The 14171-nt window shown below is 71.6% G+C and carries 19 protein-coding genes; 12 read left to right on the top strand and 7 right to left on the bottom strand.

Going from position 1 to position 14171, the window contains the following annotated elements:
* Positions 1–177, bottom strand: a 177-nt coding sequence (locus tag EXE44_RS21360) for a DUF5809 family protein (protein WP_241991810.1), incomplete at its 3' end; no start/stop codon positions are given.
* Between the two features lie 36 nt (positions 178–213).
* On the bottom strand, positions 214–657 hold the full coding sequence (locus tag EXE44_RS09655; RefSeq protein ID WP_137716968.1) for a DUF5810 domain-containing protein: 444 nt from the start codon (positions 655–657) through the stop codon (positions 214–216).
* Positions 658–907: 250 nt separating this feature from the next.
* Here EXE44_RS09655 and EXE44_RS09650 point away from each other — a divergent pair, with 250 nt between their 5' ends.
* The 5 genes from EXE44_RS09650 to EXE44_RS09630 are packed head-to-tail and all read left to right on the top strand — an operon-like array spanning position 908 to position 4051.
* The gene (locus EXE44_RS09650) at positions 908–2152 is read left to right on the top strand and encodes a translation initiation factor IF-2 subunit gamma (protein ID WP_137716967.1); all 1245 of its coding nucleotides are present in this window, start codon (positions 908–910) and stop codon (positions 2150–2152) included.
* Between the two features lies 1 nt (position 2153).
* On the top strand, positions 2154–2609 hold the full coding sequence (locus EXE44_RS09645; protein ID WP_137716966.1) for a PIN domain-containing protein: 456 nt from the start codon (positions 2154–2156) through the stop codon (positions 2607–2609).
* Positions 2610–2630: 21 nt separating this feature from the next.
* Positions 2631–3206, top strand: a complete 576-nt coding sequence (locus EXE44_RS09640) for a DNA-directed RNA polymerase (RefSeq protein ID WP_004597309.1) — start codon at positions 2631–2633, stop codon at positions 3204–3206.
* A complete protein-coding gene (spt4, locus tag EXE44_RS09635) occupies positions 3206–3403 on the top strand; it encodes a transcription elongation factor subunit Spt4 (protein WP_053770568.1) in 198 nt (65 codons plus the stop codon). Before EXE44_RS09640 ends, spt4 begins: the two co-directional genes overlap by 1 nt.
* Positions 3404–3427: 24 nt before the next feature.
* Entirely contained in the window at positions 3428–4051 is a 624-nt protein-coding gene (locus EXE44_RS09630; RefSeq protein ID WP_137716965.1) for a GTP-dependent dephospho-CoA kinase family protein, read from the top strand.
* Positions 4052–4072: 21 nt separating this feature from the next.
* Here the strand turns inward: EXE44_RS09630 and EXE44_RS09625 are convergent, their stop codons facing one another.
* On the bottom strand, positions 4073–4654 hold the full coding sequence (locus tag EXE44_RS09625) for a hypothetical protein (protein ID WP_137716964.1): 582 nt from the start codon (positions 4652–4654) through the stop codon (positions 4073–4075).
* 149 nt (positions 4655–4803) lie between these two features.
* On the opposite strand from EXE44_RS09625, the gene EXE44_RS09620 reads away from it, so the two are divergent.
* From EXE44_RS09620 to EXE44_RS21915, 4 genes are all read left to right on the top strand, one after another.
* Complete coding sequence (locus EXE44_RS09620) at positions 4804–5109, top strand: 30S ribosomal protein S24e (RefSeq protein ID WP_004597313.1); 306 nt, start codon at positions 4804–4806, stop codon at positions 5107–5109.
* Positions 5110–5118: 9 nt separating this feature from the next.
* The gene (locus tag EXE44_RS09615; RefSeq protein WP_137716963.1) at positions 5119–6813 is read left to right on the top strand and encodes a bifunctional N(6)-L-threonylcarbamoyladenine synthase/serine/threonine protein kinase; all 1695 of its coding nucleotides are present in this window, start codon (positions 5119–5121) and stop codon (positions 6811–6813) included.
* 83 nt (positions 6814–6896) lie between these two features.
* On the top strand, positions 6897–7196 hold the full coding sequence (locus EXE44_RS09610) for a DUF5808 domain-containing protein (protein WP_121563022.1): 300 nt from the start codon (positions 6897–6899) through the stop codon (positions 7194–7196).
* 106 nt (positions 7197–7302) lie between these two features.
* Entirely contained in the window at positions 7303–7437 is a 135-nt protein-coding gene (locus EXE44_RS21915) for a hypothetical protein (protein WP_017343858.1), read from the top strand.
* Here the strand turns inward: EXE44_RS21915 and EXE44_RS09605 are convergent.
* The 4 genes from EXE44_RS09605 to pyrH all read right to left on the bottom strand — a co-directional run bounded on the left by EXE44_RS09605 (position 7421) and on the right by pyrH (position 11158).
* Entirely contained in the window at positions 7421–8332 is a 912-nt protein-coding gene (locus EXE44_RS09605) for a sensor histidine kinase KdpD (protein WP_137716962.1), read from the bottom strand. The genes EXE44_RS21915 and EXE44_RS09605 overlap by 17 nt on opposite strands.
* A gap of 88 nt (positions 8333–8420) precedes the next feature.
* A complete protein-coding gene (locus EXE44_RS09600; protein ID WP_137716961.1) occupies positions 8421–8687 on the bottom strand; it encodes a hypothetical protein in 267 nt (88 codons plus the stop codon).
* The gene (gene lysS / locus EXE44_RS09595) at positions 8688–10442 is read right to left on the bottom strand and encodes a lysine--tRNA ligase (RefSeq protein WP_137716960.1); all 1755 of its coding nucleotides are present in this window, start codon (positions 10440–10442) and stop codon (positions 8688–8690) included.
* Complete coding sequence (gene pyrH, locus EXE44_RS09590; protein ID WP_137716959.1) at positions 10439–11158, bottom strand: UMP kinase; 720 nt, start codon at positions 11156–11158, stop codon at positions 10439–10441. The genes lysS and pyrH overlap by 4 nt, the downstream gene beginning before the upstream one ends.
* A 123-nt stretch (positions 11159–11281) precedes the next feature.
* Here pyrH and EXE44_RS09585 point away from each other — a divergent pair, with 123 nt between their 5' ends.
* The 3 genes from EXE44_RS09585 (at position 11282) to EXE44_RS09575 (ending at position 14170) form a co-directional block, all read left to right on the top strand.
* Entirely contained in the window at positions 11282–12169 is an 888-nt protein-coding gene (locus EXE44_RS09585; RefSeq protein ID WP_137716958.1) for a molybdopterin synthase, read from the top strand.
* A 388-nt stretch (positions 12170–12557) separates the two neighbouring features.
* On the top strand, positions 12558–12818 hold the full coding sequence (locus EXE44_RS09580; RefSeq protein WP_121563028.1) for a hypothetical protein: 261 nt from the start codon (positions 12558–12560) through the stop codon (positions 12816–12818).
* Between the two features lie 203 nt (positions 12819–13021).
* Positions 13022–14170 (top strand): site-2 protease family protein, encoded by a 1149-nt coding sequence (locus EXE44_RS09575; protein ID WP_137716957.1) that lies wholly within the window; start codon positions 13022–13024, stop codon positions 14168–14170.
* Position 14171: the final 1 nt, after the last annotated feature.

Below are 14171 nucleotides of genomic sequence, written 5' to 3'. Positions count from 1 at the left end.
CGCGTCGCGGGCGGTCCGGATCACCTCGGGCGTGACGCGCTCGTCGTACTCGTCGGCGTCGAACGACATCGCCTTGGTCGCCTCGCGGACGACGACCTGCGCGACGGGGCCGACCTCCTCGTACCGTTCGAGCGCCTCGGCGCGCGTCTCGGGGGCGAACGTGCCTCTGGTCTCCATACGCGCGGTTGGCCGGGGGCGGGGAAGGGCGTTCCGCTACGCGTCGCCGTCGTCGTCGGTCGCGGGGTCGGCGTCCGCGTCGGCCGCGGCCTTCCGGGTCATCTCGCGCGCCTCGCGCAGCGCCTCGGCGACCTCGGGGTCGTCGACCTGCTCGGGGGCGGGCACGCCGGCGTCCGCGGGGGCGCCGTGTTCGTGGCCGGCGTGATCGTGGCCGGACGCGCTCCCGCCCGACCCCATCCCGACGTCCGGGCGGCCGCGAGGAACAGTGTCCTCGAACACCTCGTCGTACTCGGCGTCCTCGGCGTGCGGGGTCACCTCGGCGGCGAGTTCGGCCGGTTCCCGGTCGCTCCAGTCGTCGACGCGCTCGTCGAGCCACGACTCGTGGTCGCCGCCGTGGAGCATCGCCGTGAACGCGAGGTGGTGCGCGAGGTGTTCGCCGTCGCGCTGCGGCGTGTCGCAGACGGGGCACGCGTATCCCATTACGCGTCCGCGTTACCGCGTGAGGCGTAAATCGGCGTCGAAGGACGCCGACGCCGACGGCGCTCGTTCGCGACCCGGGTGTCGGGTCGCGCGGTGAACGGCGAGACCGCGACCGCCGCGGCCCCGAACCGGACGGAGTCGGGCGGTCGCCGTCGGCTCCCCCGCGGGCGTCTCTCGCACCTATAACAGCAACTTTATCACTCGCACGGGGCGAAATTCGCATAAGACTACTCCGTTAGGAGGTCCAACAGTGACTGAAGCCAACACACAACCGGAGGTGAACATCGGTCTCGTCGGTCACGTCGACCACGGGAAGACGACGCTGGTACAGGCGTTGTCCGGCTCGTGGACCGACCAGCACAGCGAGGAGATGAAACGCGGTATCTCGATCCGGCTGGGGTACGCGGACGCGACGTTCCGACGCTGCCCCGGTGTCGACGAGCCCGAGTGTTACACCGTCGACGAGGAGTGCGACGACGGCTCCGAGAGCGAGCCGATACGGACGGTGTCGTTCGTCGACGCGCCGGGTCACGAGACGCTGATGGCGACGATGCTCTCGGGCGCCTCGATCATGGACGGGGCGGTCTTGGTCGTGAGCGCGACGGAGGACGTCCCGCAGGCCCAGACGGAAGAGCACCTGATGGCGCTCGATCTCATCGGGATCGAGAACATCGTCATCGCGCAGAACAAGGTCGACCTGGTCGGCCGCGACCGCGCCGTCGACAACTACGAGCAGATCCGAGAGTTCGTCGAGGGCACCGTCGCGGAGGACGCGCCGATCGTCCCCGTCTCGGCCCAGCAGGAGGTCAACCTCGACCTCCTCATCGACGCCATCGAGTCCGAGATCCCGACGCCGGAGCGCGACCCGGGCGAGAGCGCCCGGATGTACGCGGCCCGCTCGTTCGACATCAACCGGCCGGGCGCGAGCGCCGAGGACCTCAAGGGCGGGGTCGTCGGCGGCTCGCTCGTCAGCGGCGAGCTGTCCGTCGGCGACGGCTTAGAGATCCGGCCGGGCCGCGAGGTCGACGAGGAGGGGCAGACCGAGTGGCGACCGCTGGAGACGACCGTCCGGTCGCTTCAGGCCGGCAACCGCGACGTCGACACCGCCCACCCCGGCGGCCTCCTCGGCGTCGGCACCGGGCTCGACCCGAGCCTGACGAAGGGCGACGCCCTCGCCGGGCAGGTCGCCGGCGAGCCGGGGACGCTCCCGCCGACCCGCGAGGAGTTCGAGATGAAGGTCGACCTCCTCGACCGCGTCGTCGGCAAGGAGGACGACGAGAGCGGCGAGAGCGACATCGAGGAGATCAGCACCGGCGAGCCGCTGATGCTCACGGTCGGCACGGCGACGACGGTCGGCGCCGTGACGAGCGCGCGCGACGGGGAGTGCGAGGTGAGCCTCAAGCGCCCCGTCTGCGCCGAGGAGGGCGCCCAGATCGCGATCAACCGGCGCGTCGGCGCGCGCTGGCGGCTCATCGGCGTCGGGACGCTGGCGTAGCGTGGCCGACGACGCCCGCGCGGACGGTCCGGAGACCCCGGCCGCGGGCGACGCCCGAACCGAGGCCCTCGGCGGCGCGCCCGTCGTCGCGCTCGACACGAGCGCGCTGATGGCGCCGGTCGAGGCCGACCTCCGGCTGTTCGAGGAGCTGGACCGGGTCCTCGGCGGCTACGAGGCCGTGGTGCCGACGGCGGTGCTCGCGGAGCTCGACGGCCTCCAGGGCGGCAACGGCGCGGAGGCGACCGCCGCGAGCGTCGGGGCGGACCTCGCGGAGCGGGCGGAGGCGGTGGAGACTGACGAATCGTACGCCGACGACGCGCTCGTCGCCCTGGCCGCGGCCGGCCGGGTCGACGCCGTCGTCACGGTCGACGGACCCCTCGCGAACCGGGTGCTGGCCGCGGACGCACCAGTAATCGGTTTAAGGGGTCGGAACACACTGGCGATAACGGAACCCTAGCGGCCGCGGACAACCAACAACATGTACAAACGAGTTCGACTCAAGGACACGGTCGAGGTCCCGCCGAAGCACCTGGCGGACGTCACCGACGAGCGGGTGAAGGCCCTGCTCCAAGACAAGCTGGAAGGACGGATGGACGAGGACGTCGGCAGCGTCGTGAGCGTCATCGAGGTTCACGACATCGGCGAGGGCGCGGTGTTACACAACCGCCCCGGCGTCTACTACGAGGCGGAGTTCGACGCGCTCACCTACGACCCCGACATGCAGGAGGTCGCCGACGGCACCGTCGTGGAGACGGTCGAGTTCGGCGCCTTCGTCGGGATCGGCCCGGTGGACGGGCTGCTCCACGTCTCGCAGATCACCGACGAGTACCTCACGTTCGACGGCGCGAACCAGCAGCTCGCCTCGTCGGACTCCGACAAGACGCTCGGCGTCGACGACGCCGTCCGCGTCCGCGTCGTGACGAAGAGCATCGACGAGCGCAACCCCCGCGACTCGAAGATCGGGCTCACGGCGAAACAGCCCGGCCTCGGCAAACACGAGTGGCTGGAAGGGCAGCGGAAACACCGCGAACAGACCGGTGAGGAGGCCGACTGATGGCCGAGGACCGCCTGGCGTGTCGGGAGTGCCACCACGTCAACGACCCGGACGCCCAGACCTGCGCGCTCTGCGGGTCCTCGTCGCTGACGGAGGACTGGGCGGGCTACGTCATCGTCACCGACCCCGCGGACAGCCAGATCGCGGAGGAGATGAACGTCTCCGACGCGGGCGCGTACGCGCTGAAGGTCCGGTAACCACCCGTTCCGAGGCGACGGCCGATGAGCGACGCATCCGACCCGCTTCTCACGCTGCCCGAATCGCTGCGCGACGCGTTCAAGGAGCCGCTGGGCCCGGTGACGACGGACGCGGACGCCCTCCTTGCGGCCGCCGACGAGACCCGCGAGCGACACGCCTCGCCCGCGGAGGGGTCCCCGCGACTGATCGCGGTCGGCGACATAGTCACCTATCACCTCCGCGAGGCGGGCCGCGTCCCGGACGCCGCGCTAGTCGACGGGAAGACGGAGCGCGAGGCGGTCCGCGAGGAGATAGCGGCCGCGCTCGCGGCCACGGACGAGCGGCGCGTCCCCGTCGAGAACCCGGCGGCGGCGCTGTCGGCGGCGCTGCTCGACGCGCTCGCCGAGGCGCTCGCGGCCGACGAGCCGGTGACGATCGAGGTGACCGGCGAGGAGGACCTGGCGGCGCTGCCGGCGATGCTCGCGGCGCCGCTCGGGTCGACCGTCGTCTACGGCCAGCCCGGCGAGGGGATGGTCCGCGTCGCGGTCACGCCCGAGACGCGGCAGCGGGCCCGGGAGCTGTTCGAGGGCCTGGCCGGCGACGTCCCGGCCGCGTACGAGATCCTCGGCGTCGACCCGGACGGGTTCGACGGCACCGACGCGGCGTGAGTCCGACCCGGCCGGTTGGCGTCACTCGCGGTCGACAACGACGGAGGCCCCGAGGACGGCGAGCCCGGCGGCCAGCGCGACGGCGGTCACCAGTCGCGGCGTGACCGGGACCGTCGAGACCGAGAGGTACGGCTCGACGCCGTTGCGCCGGAGGGCGTCGAGCGCGCCGACGCCCCAGTGACCGCTCGCCAGCAGCGTGAGGCCGACGCCGACCCCGAGCCCGCCGGTGACGAAGCCGATCCCCGTGAGCGCGTCCTCGGCGGCGAGGACCGTCCAAACGGCGTCGCCGCTCGGCTTGGGACCGCGCGCGAGGCGCCGCTGGAGCGCGAGGAGGCCGAGGCCGGCCCCGCCGGCCGCGACGGTGCCGGCCAGCGCGACGGCCGCGACGCCGAGGGGGGTCGCGGCCGGCGGGCCGGAGAAGTTCGCCTCCCGGACGGCCGCGGGCAGAGTCGCGACGAGGGGAGCGGCGAGCGAGCCGAGGAGCGCCAGCGCGCCGCAGATCCGGGCCTTCCGAAGGGGCGACATCGGGACGATGACGTTCGCCGCCCGGACGAGTTCGTACTCCGAGCGGTCGGTCGGATCGAATCGGGCGTCGTCGGGCATTCGCGTGGTAAAGAAACCCACGGCCCGGAGGACTGAAACCCTGACGCCGAACGGGGCGCTCGGTCGACGGTCGGCCGGGAGTTCGGCGGCGACACCCCCGCTTCGAAATCCTTTTACAGCTTTCGAGGGGATATACGCCCAACTGAACCATGGACGTCGATATCATCTCCGAGGAGGAGAACCCGATGCTGCACCGCACGGACATCCGTTTCGAGACGACCCACGAGGAGGCCACCCCCTCGCGGCTGTCGGTCCGCGACTCGCTGGCCGCCAAGCTCGACAAGGACTCCGAGGAGGTCGTCGTCCACGAGCTCGACACGAAGTTCGGCATGCGCAAGACGATCGGCTACGCGAAAGTGTACGACTCCGCGGCCGACGCCCTGGAGGTCGAGCAGGACCACATGCTCGAACGCAACAAGATCGGCGGCGACGAGGCGGACGCCGAGGAAGCGTAACCCCGCCGGATGCGCGTTCTCGGCATCGAGGGTACCGCGTGGTGCGCGAGCGCCGCGCTGTACGACGCCGAGACCGACTCAGTTCTCATCGAGTCCGATCCCTACGAGCCCGACAGCGGCGGCATTCACCCGCGCGAGGCCGCCGAGCACATGTCGGAGGCGATCCCCGAGGTCGTCGACCGCGTCCTGACCGCGGTCGAGGCAGAACACGGACCGGACGCGGTCGACGCCGTCGCCTTCTCTCGCGGCCCCGGGCTCGGCCCCTGCCTCCGGATCGTCGGGACGGCGGCGCGGTCGCTCGCCGGGACGCTCGGCGTGCCCCTCGTCGGCGTCAACCACATGGTGGCGCACCTGGAGATCGGTCGGCACCGCTCCGGGTTCGACAACCCCGTCTGCCTGAACGCCTCGGGCGCGAACGCGCACCTGCTCGGCTACCACGACGGGCGGTACCGGGTGCTCGGCGAGACGATGGACGCCGGCGTCGGCAACGCTATCGACAAGTTCACGCGCCACGTCGGCTGGAGCCACCCCGGCGGCCCGAAGGTGGAGGCGGCGGCCGGGGAGTTCGCCGAGGACGGCGACGACTCAGCTCCCGACCTCCTCGACCTGCCGTACGTCGTCAAGGGGATGGACTTCTCGTTTTCGGGGATCAGCTCGGCCGCCAACGACGCCGCCGACGACGGGGTCCCGGTCGAGGAGGTCTGCTTTTCGCTCCAGGAGCACGTGTTCGCGATGCTCACCGAGGTCTCCGAGCGCGCGCTGTCGCTGACCGGCGCCGACGAGCTGGTGCTGGGCGGCGGCGTCGCACAGAACGACCGCCTCCGCGAGATGCTGGCCGCGATGTGCGAGGCGCGCGGTGCCGACTTCCACGCGCCCGAGCCCCGCTTCCTCCGCGACAACGCGGGGATGATCGCCGTGTTGGGCGCGAAGATGGCCGCGGCGGGTGACGCGATTCCGGTCCTGGAGTCCGCAGTCGACCCGAACTTCCGACCGGACCAGGTGCCGGTGACGTGGCGGGACGGCGAGTCGGTCGCGCGGGGAGCGACGGGCGGCGCGGCGACGGCGCGCGACCCGGACGCGGACCGCCGCGGCGCGGAGGCGACGGTGACGGTCGCGGGCGCGGGCGACGACCGTCGGGTGGTCAAGCGGCGGGTCGAGAAGTCGTACCGGCACCCCGAACTCGACCGGACGCTCAGGCGCGACCGGACCGTCGCGGAGGCGCGGCTGACGAGCGAGGCCCGCCGCGCGGGCGTCCCGACGCCGCTCGTGTACGACGTCGACCTCGCGGACGCGACGCTGACGCTCCAGTACGTCGGCGAGCGCGACCTCGCGACCGCGCTCGACGAGCGCTCGACCGAGGCGGTCGGTCGCCACCTCGCCCGCCTCCACGGCGCGGGGATCGTCCACGGCGACCCGACGACGCGGAACGTACGCGTGTCGCCCGACGGGGCGGGGAGCGCGGCCGCGGACGGCGAGCCCGCCCCGGCGCCGGCGACGTACCTCATCGACTTCGGGCTCGGCTTCCACACCGGCCACGTCGAGGACCACGCGATGGACCTCCACGTGTTCGAGGGGTCGATCCGGGCGACCGCGACCGACTCCGACCCCCTGATAGCGGCGTTCGAGGCGGGGTACGAGGCGGTCGGCGACGACGAGGTCCTCGACCGGCTCCGGGACGTGGCGGACCGCGGCCGCTACCGCTGAGCGTCGGGGCGCCGCCGCGGCGCCGGCGCGCTCGCCGAGCGATGGCGCCACGATTTATAGTGCCAGCGGACAGACGGACTGGTATGGGAGACAAACCGTCGTCGGGAGAGATTCTCGGTATTCCGTACAACTTCGAGCGTCCGAGCCTCGGGCGCCTGCTGTCGTCGTACTGGCAGCCCGGCAAGGGGATGCTCGTCGAGAAGCCGTTCGGCATCGGATACACCCTGAACCTCGCCAACTGGCGGTCGTGGATCGTCCTCGCGGTCGCCGGCGGGCTCTACTACCAGCAGCAGTCGGCCGGCGTCGACGCGTCCGGCGGGTCCGACGAGGACGCCGCGGACGACGGCGACGGGCCGGTCGAAGTGATCGTCGACGACGACTGAGGTCGACCGCGGTCCCCGACCGTGCGGCGTGGTACCGCGACCGGCGGTTTTCACCGTTGATTCCGCATCGGTTTCATTTAAATATCAGAAGGACGGTGTTACGGTAATGAAAGTCCAGTTCGAGTGCTCGTGTTCGGAGGAGATCTCCGAGTTCACCCGCGGCGAGGCCAGCCGCGGCGTCCACGTCGAGTGCGGGAACTGCGGCGCCGTCTACGCCGTCACGATCACCGAACTGGAGTAGCGGGCGGCGCCGCGGACTCGAACCGGAGCCGGACCGTGGTCCCGTCGTCCGTCGCGTCGAACCGGACGGTGCCGCCCTGCGTCTCGCACATCCACTTGACGAGCCACAGCCCGATGCTGCTCGCGTGCGAGAGCGGCGTCTCCTCTTCGGCCTGTAACACCGCGCGCTCGTCCGGGGGGATCCCCGGGCCGTTGTCGGTGACCTCCAGACAGGTGGTCGTTCCGTTCTCGCGGATCGTGGCCGCGACGCGGCGCGTCGCCCCGTCGTTGTGGGTGACCGCGTTCTCGAACACCTCGCGGATCGGGAACGCGACCGAGTCGTCCGCGCGGATCCACGCCTCGGAGGGCGTCTCGACGGTGACGGCGGCGCCGTCGGCGTCGACGACCTCGACCGCCTCGTGGACCGCGTCGACGAGGTCGACGCGGCCGTCCGGCGGCTCGGACGAGGCGTCCTCGACGACGCGGAGCTTCTCGCTGATCTCGACGACGTCGTCGGTCGTCTGTCGGATCGTCTCCAGGCACTCCCGGCTCCGCTCGTCGTCGATCCGGTCGGCGAGCAGGTCAGTGTATCCCTGGATCACGTTGAGGTCGTTTCGCACGTTGTGTCGGAACACGCGGCTCAGCACCTGTAGCTGCTGGTTGGAGGTTTCGAGGTCCCGGCGGGCGGTCTCCGCCCGGCGGCGGTGGTGCGTGACCGCGCCGTACAGGAGCCCGCCGGACCCGACGACGAGCAGCAGGTCGCCGACGAGGCGCGCCGGCGTCCAGTCGGCGACGGATCCGACCGCGGACGCGGTCGCGAGGTCGACCGCGACCGCGAACGCCGCCGCGACGCAGAGGTACGCCGCCGTGAGCGCCGTCGCCGACCGCCCGTAGAGCAGTTCCGGATTATATTTCATTTATATTTAATTTTATCTCCAGTGAATTTTCCTCGCACGGGACAACTCGACGGCCGACGGCTTAAGCTTTGACCGCCCAGTAAGCGCGTCACCAGGAGGCACAGTCGGCGCAGACGAAGGCGTCCGCCTCCCGCCACCGGCGGTGGATCCGCTCGCCGCACCGGTCGCACGCCGCGCCGTCGGCGTGCCACGTCGACGTGGCGACGGCGGGGTCGGCGTCGGTCGAGTCGGATGCTTCGTCCGCGTCGGTCGAGGCGGGCGCGTCGTCGGCGTCGGACGTGTCAGCGGAATCCGACGCGTCGGCGGCGTCGGCGGCCGCATCGGCGAAGTCGTCGAGCGAGCGGTCCTCGGCCATCTACGCCTCCCGTCGGAGTCGGTCGACGACGTAGTCGCGCTCCAGTTCGCCGAGGAACTCGCCGAGCCGCGGCCCCTGCGTGTCGTCGAAGAAGAGGCGGTAGCCCGCCGCGAAGAAGTCGCTGACCTCGACATCGTGGTCGCGCGCGGTCTCGTACATCGCCCCCTGGATCTCCTCGCCGTCGTGTCCGGCGGCGACGAAGTCGGCGAGGTCGTCGAGCGCGGCCGCCACGTCCTCGTCGAACTCGACCGCGGGGAGGTCGGTCTGGAGCCGGTAGTCGTACTCGTTGCCGGTCCGTTCGGCCCAGTTTCGCGCCTGCTCCACGCGGGCGAGCGCGGCGTCGACCGCGTCGTCGTCGGCGTCGTCCGGGATGTGCCCCTCGTCGCGGGCGAGGCGCTCGCGGAAGTCCGGGTCGTCGACCATCCCAAGGACGGCCGCGAAGGTGTACGGGAGCCGGATCGGCCGCTCCGTCGGCGGGTCGTCGGGTCGCCCGACGACGAACGGGTAGGCGCGCTCGGCGAAGGCGGTGAGGTCCTCGTCGTCCACCTCGCCGAAGTAGGCGCGCTCGAACCGGTCGAAGCGGTCGACCAGCTGGTCGAGCCGCTCGACGTCGAGGTCGCGGGCCTTCTTCGGGTGGAGCGCGAAGAAGAACCGGAGCACCTCGGGCTCGATCAGGTCGAGCAGCTCCTGGACCGTGACGACGTTCCCCTCCGAGGAGGAGAACGCCTCGCCGTTGAGCGTGAACCACTCGTACACCATGGGAACGGGCGGCTCCTCGCCGAATACGTTCCGCGCGACATCGACGCCCGAGGGCCACGACCCCTCCGCGTGGTCCTTCCCGAACGGCTCGAAGTCGACGCCGAGGACGCCCCACTGGGCGGGCCACTCCAGCCGCCACGGGAGCTTCCCCTCGCGGAACGTCGCGGTGCCCTCGTGGCCGCACCCCTCTATGGTGTTGCCGCCGGCGTCCATGTCGGTACAGACGTACTCGACGGTCTCACGATCGAGGTCGATCCCCGTCACCGTCTCCGTGACCTTCCCGCACGCCTCGCAGACGGGGTTGAACGGGACGTACTCGTCGTCGACCTTGTCCTGGTACGGCGAGAGCACCTCGCGGACGCGCTCCACGTCGCCGAGGACCGTCCGGACCGCGTCGTCGAACGTCCCGTCGGCGTACAGGTCGGTGTTCGACAGCATCTCGACGGGGACGTTCAGGCGGTCGGCGTCGGCCTTCAGCAGGCCGGCGAAGTGGGCCGCGTACGACTCGGCCTCGCCGAACGGGTCCGGAATCTCAGTGTACGGCTTTCCGAGGTTGCGGCCGAGCGCGCCCGCGTCGACCTCGCCGAGCCCGACGATCTCGCCGTCGGCGTTCGCCAGCTTGCGCGGCACCTTCCGCAGCGGGTCCTTGTCGTCGGAGGTGAACACCTGCCGGACCTCGCGGCCGCGGTCGCGCAGCACCTCGGCGACGAAGTAGCCGCGCATGATCTCGTTGAAGTTGCCGAGGTGCGCGACGCCCGACGGCGAGACGCCGCCCTTGATCACGATCGGCTCGTCGGGGTCGCGCGCCTCGACCTCGTCGGCGACCACGTCGGCCCAGAAGGCGTGGAAGGCCTCGCCGGATCCCTCCGCCGCGCCCTCGCCCTCGTCGGCTGCCTCGTCGTCGAGCGCGACCTGCTCCGAGAGGATGTGCGGGGAGTCGTCGGGCGCGGCGCTCCCGGCGTCCGCCGCCCCGTCCGCTGCGTCGTCCGCGCTCATCGCTCCTCCGTCCAGAAGCTCGGTTCCTCGCCGTCGACGGGGACCACGTCGGTCCCGGTGTGGTCGCCGTACAGCGCGGCGTCGACGACGGCGCTCGGGTCGGTCCCGTCGAGCACTATCGACCGGATTCCCGCCCGGTCGATCAGCTTCGCGGCGAGCAGGTCGACCGGGGCGGACGCGCCCGCGTCCCGGCTCATCGGGAGGACGACCTCCACGAGCTCCGCGGGCGACAGCTCCGCGTACTGGGTCGCGTCGGGGTCGGCGTTGGGGTCGGCGTCGTACACGCCGTCGGCGCTCGTGGCGTACACGAGCAGGTCGGCGTCGACCGACTCGGCGAAGGCGGCGGCGACCGCGTCGGTGGTCTGTCCCGGGGTGACGCCGCCCATCACCGCGACCTCGTCGCGGCGGAGGGCCGCGCCCGCCTCCTCGTAGTCTGTCGCGGGCGCGAGGCTCGCGCGGTCGCCGAGCGCGGCGATCAGCAGCCGGGCGTTGAGCCGGGTCGTCCCGATCCCGAGCCGGTCGAGTTCGACCTCGTTGGCCCCGATCTCGCGGGCCGTCTCGATGTACTCGCGGGCGACGCCGCCCCCGCCGACGACGACCCCGACCTCGCAGCCGTCGGCCACCAGCCGTTCGATCGCCTCGGCGTACGCGGCGACGCGCTCGGGGTCGAGGTCCGGCGCGAGCACGCTTCCGCCGACAGAAACGACGACTCTCATTGGCGACGAGTATCCCTGTCGCGGTCTTAAGGATTGCCAAGCCCGGACGCGGCGGAAGCGTCCGCGGTCGCGGGTCCGGGCCGACCGGGAAACGCCTAAGCCGGTCGCGGCCCGCTCTCGGGTATGCGACCGATATCGATCGTCGGCGACGGGGCCCCGACGCTGGCGCGCCGGCTCGCGGCGCGACTCGACGGACGGGTCGCCGTCGTGGAACGCGAAGACGACCGGGACGAGGGGCGCCCGACCGAGTCGGGTCCGACCGAACCGGACCCGAGCGACCGGGCGGCCGACGGCGGAGCGGTCGAGGGCGGGGTCGCCGACCCCGCCGGGCGCCCCGACGCCGACACCGAGATCGCGTTCGACGCGGACGGGAACTGGAGCGGTCGGGGGCGCGTCGAGGGGTTCGACGACCTGCTCGACGGGCTCGCACCCGACCACGACTACCTCGTGGCGGTCGGCGAGTCGCGGCTGCGCGTGCCGGCGGTCCTCCTCGGCGCCGACCCGGACCCCGAGAGCGTGCCGGGGACGGTCCTCGCGACCGCGGCGACGGCCGAGGCGGTCGACCTCGACGGGCTCGTCGCCGACCTCGACGCGGCCGAGCCGTGGATCACCCGCGAGACGCTGGTGGACCGCGTCGAAGCGTCGGCGGACGCCGAGCGGTCGGGCGCGATCGCCACGTTCACCGGGCGCGTGCGGGCCCGCGACGACCCGGACGACGACCGGACGACCCACCTCGCGTTCGAGAAGTACGAGGGGGTCGCCGCGGAGCGGATGGACGCCATCGCGGACGAGCTCGCGGAGCGCGACGGAGTCTTCGACGTGCGGATGCACCACCGCACCGGGGTGATCGAGGCGGGCGAGGACATCGTGTTCGTCGTCGTCCTCGCCGGGCACCGGCGGGAGGCGTTCCGGACGGTCGAGGACGGGATCGACCGCCTGAAAGACGAGGTGCCGATATTCAAGAAGGAGGCGACGGAGTCGGAGACGTTCTGGGTCCACCGGCGGGACTGAGCGGCGGTCGGAGGGAATCCGAGCCGGCGCGACGGCGGGATCAGGTCCCGGATCGCAGCTACGAACGGCCCGAGCGAGGGCCCGCAGAGGACGCACGGAGGGTGCGCGAGGGTCGCGTCCGTGCTCCGAGGCGGCGTTAATCGGCCCATTTTGCCGCTAATTGTCCGACGAACGCGGCGGGGACGGGTGACTCACTTACCGAGTGGTCAGCAGCCGAAACGCCCTCAAAACCGATTATAAAATTTCTCCGGCGTTCTGGAACCGTTATAAAGAGTCCGTCAGACACGTTTTACCTCGGAGCGAGCGGTGAAACGCCCTGAAACCCCCTGAACGTCGCCCAACGGTGTTACCTTTATAACACCCTCCGGCGGCAAGCGTGGGGTGTACCATGAGCGCGACAGCGAACCCCTCCACGAACGCGAGCGCGAACGACGACCGCAGCAAGGAAGAGCGGCTGAAGGAGTACCTGCTCGACCGCGCCCAGGACGGCGAGATGTACTTCAAGGGGAAGTTCATCTCCGAGGACGTCGACCTCTCCCCGAAGGAGATCGGCGCCCTGATGGTGAAGCTCCGCGACTCCGCGACGGAGCTCACCGTCGAGAAGTGGTCGTACACGGGCGCGACGACCTGGCGCGTCGAGCCCGCCTGACGCCCGCGGTCCCCCGGCCGACGCTCGCAGCACCGCCCCCGACGCGCACCGCCGCACCGGTTCCCGCGGTTCGGTCCCCGACTCGCGCTTTCTGACCCCGCACGCGTCCGCCGATCCCGGCGGGCGGACGACCGGTCCCCCGTTTCCGGCTCGCTCGCCCGCCGACGCGGGGTTTATACTCGCCGACCAGTTACGACGTGACGATGCCAGAACACGAGGACGCGGCGGCGGCCGGCGACGGCGCCCCGCGTCCGGAGCCCCTCCGGACGTTCTTCCGGATCGACGAGATCCGCCGCGAGGACGGCCGCGTGCGGTACCGCGGCGAGTCGTACGTCCCGGAGCGGACGCTGTTGCGGAAGCTGACCCCCCACTTCCGGGAGGCGGGCTACGAGGTCGACGTGGAGGCCGTCGACGACGGGCACGTCGTCGTGGCGACCCCGTTCGACCGCGGCCGCGACGGGATCCCCTGGGTGAACGTCGCCATGTTCGCGGCCACCGTGCTGTCGACGCTGTTCGTCGGCGCCTACGGCTGGTACTACGTCCCGCTCGCGGAGATACAGTCCAACCCCCTCACCCTGCTCCAGGCGTGGCCGTTCACCGCCGCCGTCCTCGGCGTGCTGATGACCCACGAGCTCGGCCACTACGCCGCCGGTCGGTACCACGGCGTCCCCGTCTCGCTACCGTACGTGATCCCCTTCATCTTCCCGTTCGGGACGCTCGGCGCGGTGATCCGGATCCGCGGGCGGATGCCCTCGCGGAAGGTCCTCTTCGACATCGGCGCCGCCGGACCGATCGCGGGGCTGGTCGCGACGGTCGTCGTGACCGCCGTCGGGCTCTCGCTCGACCCGATCGGGGTGCCGGCGGAGCTCGCGAACTCCTCGGGGCCGGTGATCCGCTTCAACAACCCGCCGCTTTTAGACCTCATCGCCGGCGTCCTCGGCCAGCCGACGAGCTACGGCGACCCGCGGCTGAGCGCCCACCCGGTCGTGATCGGCGGCTGGGTCGGGATGTTCTTCACGCTCCTGAACCTCCTCCCGGTGGGCCAGCTCGACGGCGGCCACATGGTCCGGGCGATGCTCGGGCCGCGACAGGAGACGGTGGCGGCGCTCGTCCCCGGCGCGCTGTTCGGGATCGCCGCGTACCTCCACTTCTGGCGGGGGCTCGGCCTGAACGAGTCGGTCGGACTGTGGGCGTTCTGGGGGGTGTTCGCGACGGTGATCGCGTTCAACGGCCCGGCGAACCCGACCGACGAGGACGGCGTTGGACTGCCGCGGCTCGCGGTCGGCCTCGCCACGTTCGCCGTCGGCGCGCTCTGTTTCCTCCTCGTCCCGATACAGGTCGTCGGGGCGTGAC

Origin of the sequence: Halorubrum sp. SS7 (assembly GCF_005435055.1) — an archaeon.
In the GTDB taxonomy this organism is placed as follows: Archaea; Halobacteriota; Halobacteria; order Halobacteriales; family Haloferacaceae; genus Halorubrum; species Halorubrum salinarum.
This window is presented reverse-complemented; position numbering and strand designations above follow the sequence as displayed.

Bases quoted from the DNA above. Each gene is read 5' to 3' on its own strand.
- EXE44_RS09655 (WP_137716968.1), bottom strand. From the start codon at position 657: ATGGGATACGCGTGCCCCGTCTGCGACACGCCGCAGCGCGACGGCGAA.
- EXE44_RS09640 (WP_004597309.1), top strand. From the start codon at position 2,631: ATGTACAAACGAGTTCGACTCAAGGACACGGTCGAGGTCCCGCCGAAG.
- spt4 (WP_053770568.1), top strand. From the start codon at position 3,206: ATGGCCGAGGACCGCCTGGCGTGTCGGGAGTGCCACCACGTCAACGAC.
- EXE44_RS09630 (WP_137716965.1), top strand. From the start codon at position 3,428: ATGAGCGACGCATCCGACCCGCTTCTCACGCTGCCCGAATCGCTGCGC.
- EXE44_RS09625 (WP_137716964.1), bottom strand. From the start codon at position 4,654: ATGCCCGACGACGCCCGATTCGATCCGACCGACCGCTCGGAGTACGAA.
- EXE44_RS09620 (WP_004597313.1), top strand. From the start codon at position 4,804: ATGGACGTCGATATCATCTCCGAGGAGGAGAACCCGATGCTGCACCGC.
- EXE44_RS09615 (WP_137716963.1), top strand. From the start codon at position 5,119: ATGCGCGTTCTCGGCATCGAGGGTACCGCGTGGTGCGCGAGCGCCGCG.
- EXE44_RS09610 (WP_121563022.1), top strand. From the start codon at position 6,897: ATGGGAGACAAACCGTCGTCGGGAGAGATTCTCGGTATTCCGTACAAC.
- EXE44_RS21915 (WP_017343858.1), top strand. From the start codon at position 7,303: ATGAAAGTCCAGTTCGAGTGCTCGTGTTCGGAGGAGATCTCCGAGTTC.
- EXE44_RS09605 (WP_137716962.1), bottom strand. From the start codon at position 8,332: ATGAAATATAATCCGGAACTGCTCTACGGGCGGTCGGCGACGGCGCTC.
- EXE44_RS09600 (WP_137716961.1), bottom strand. From the start codon at position 8,687: ATGGCCGAGGACCGCTCGCTCGACGACTTCGCCGATGCGGCCGCCGAC.
- lysS (WP_137716960.1), bottom strand. From the start codon at position 10,442: ATGAGCGCGGACGACGCAGCGGACGGGGCGGCGGACGCCGGGAGCGCC.
- pyrH (WP_137716959.1), bottom strand. From the start codon at position 11,158: ATGAGAGTCGTCGTTTCTGTCGGCGGAAGCGTGCTCGCGCCGGACCTC.
- EXE44_RS09585 (WP_137716958.1), top strand. From the start codon at position 11,282: ATGCGACCGATATCGATCGTCGGCGACGGGGCCCCGACGCTGGCGCGC.
- EXE44_RS09580 (WP_121563028.1), top strand. From the start codon at position 12,558: ATGAGCGCGACAGCGAACCCCTCCACGAACGCGAGCGCGAACGACGAC.
- EXE44_RS09575 (WP_137716957.1), top strand. From the start codon at position 13,022: ATGCCAGAACACGAGGACGCGGCGGCGGCCGGCGACGGCGCCCCGCGT.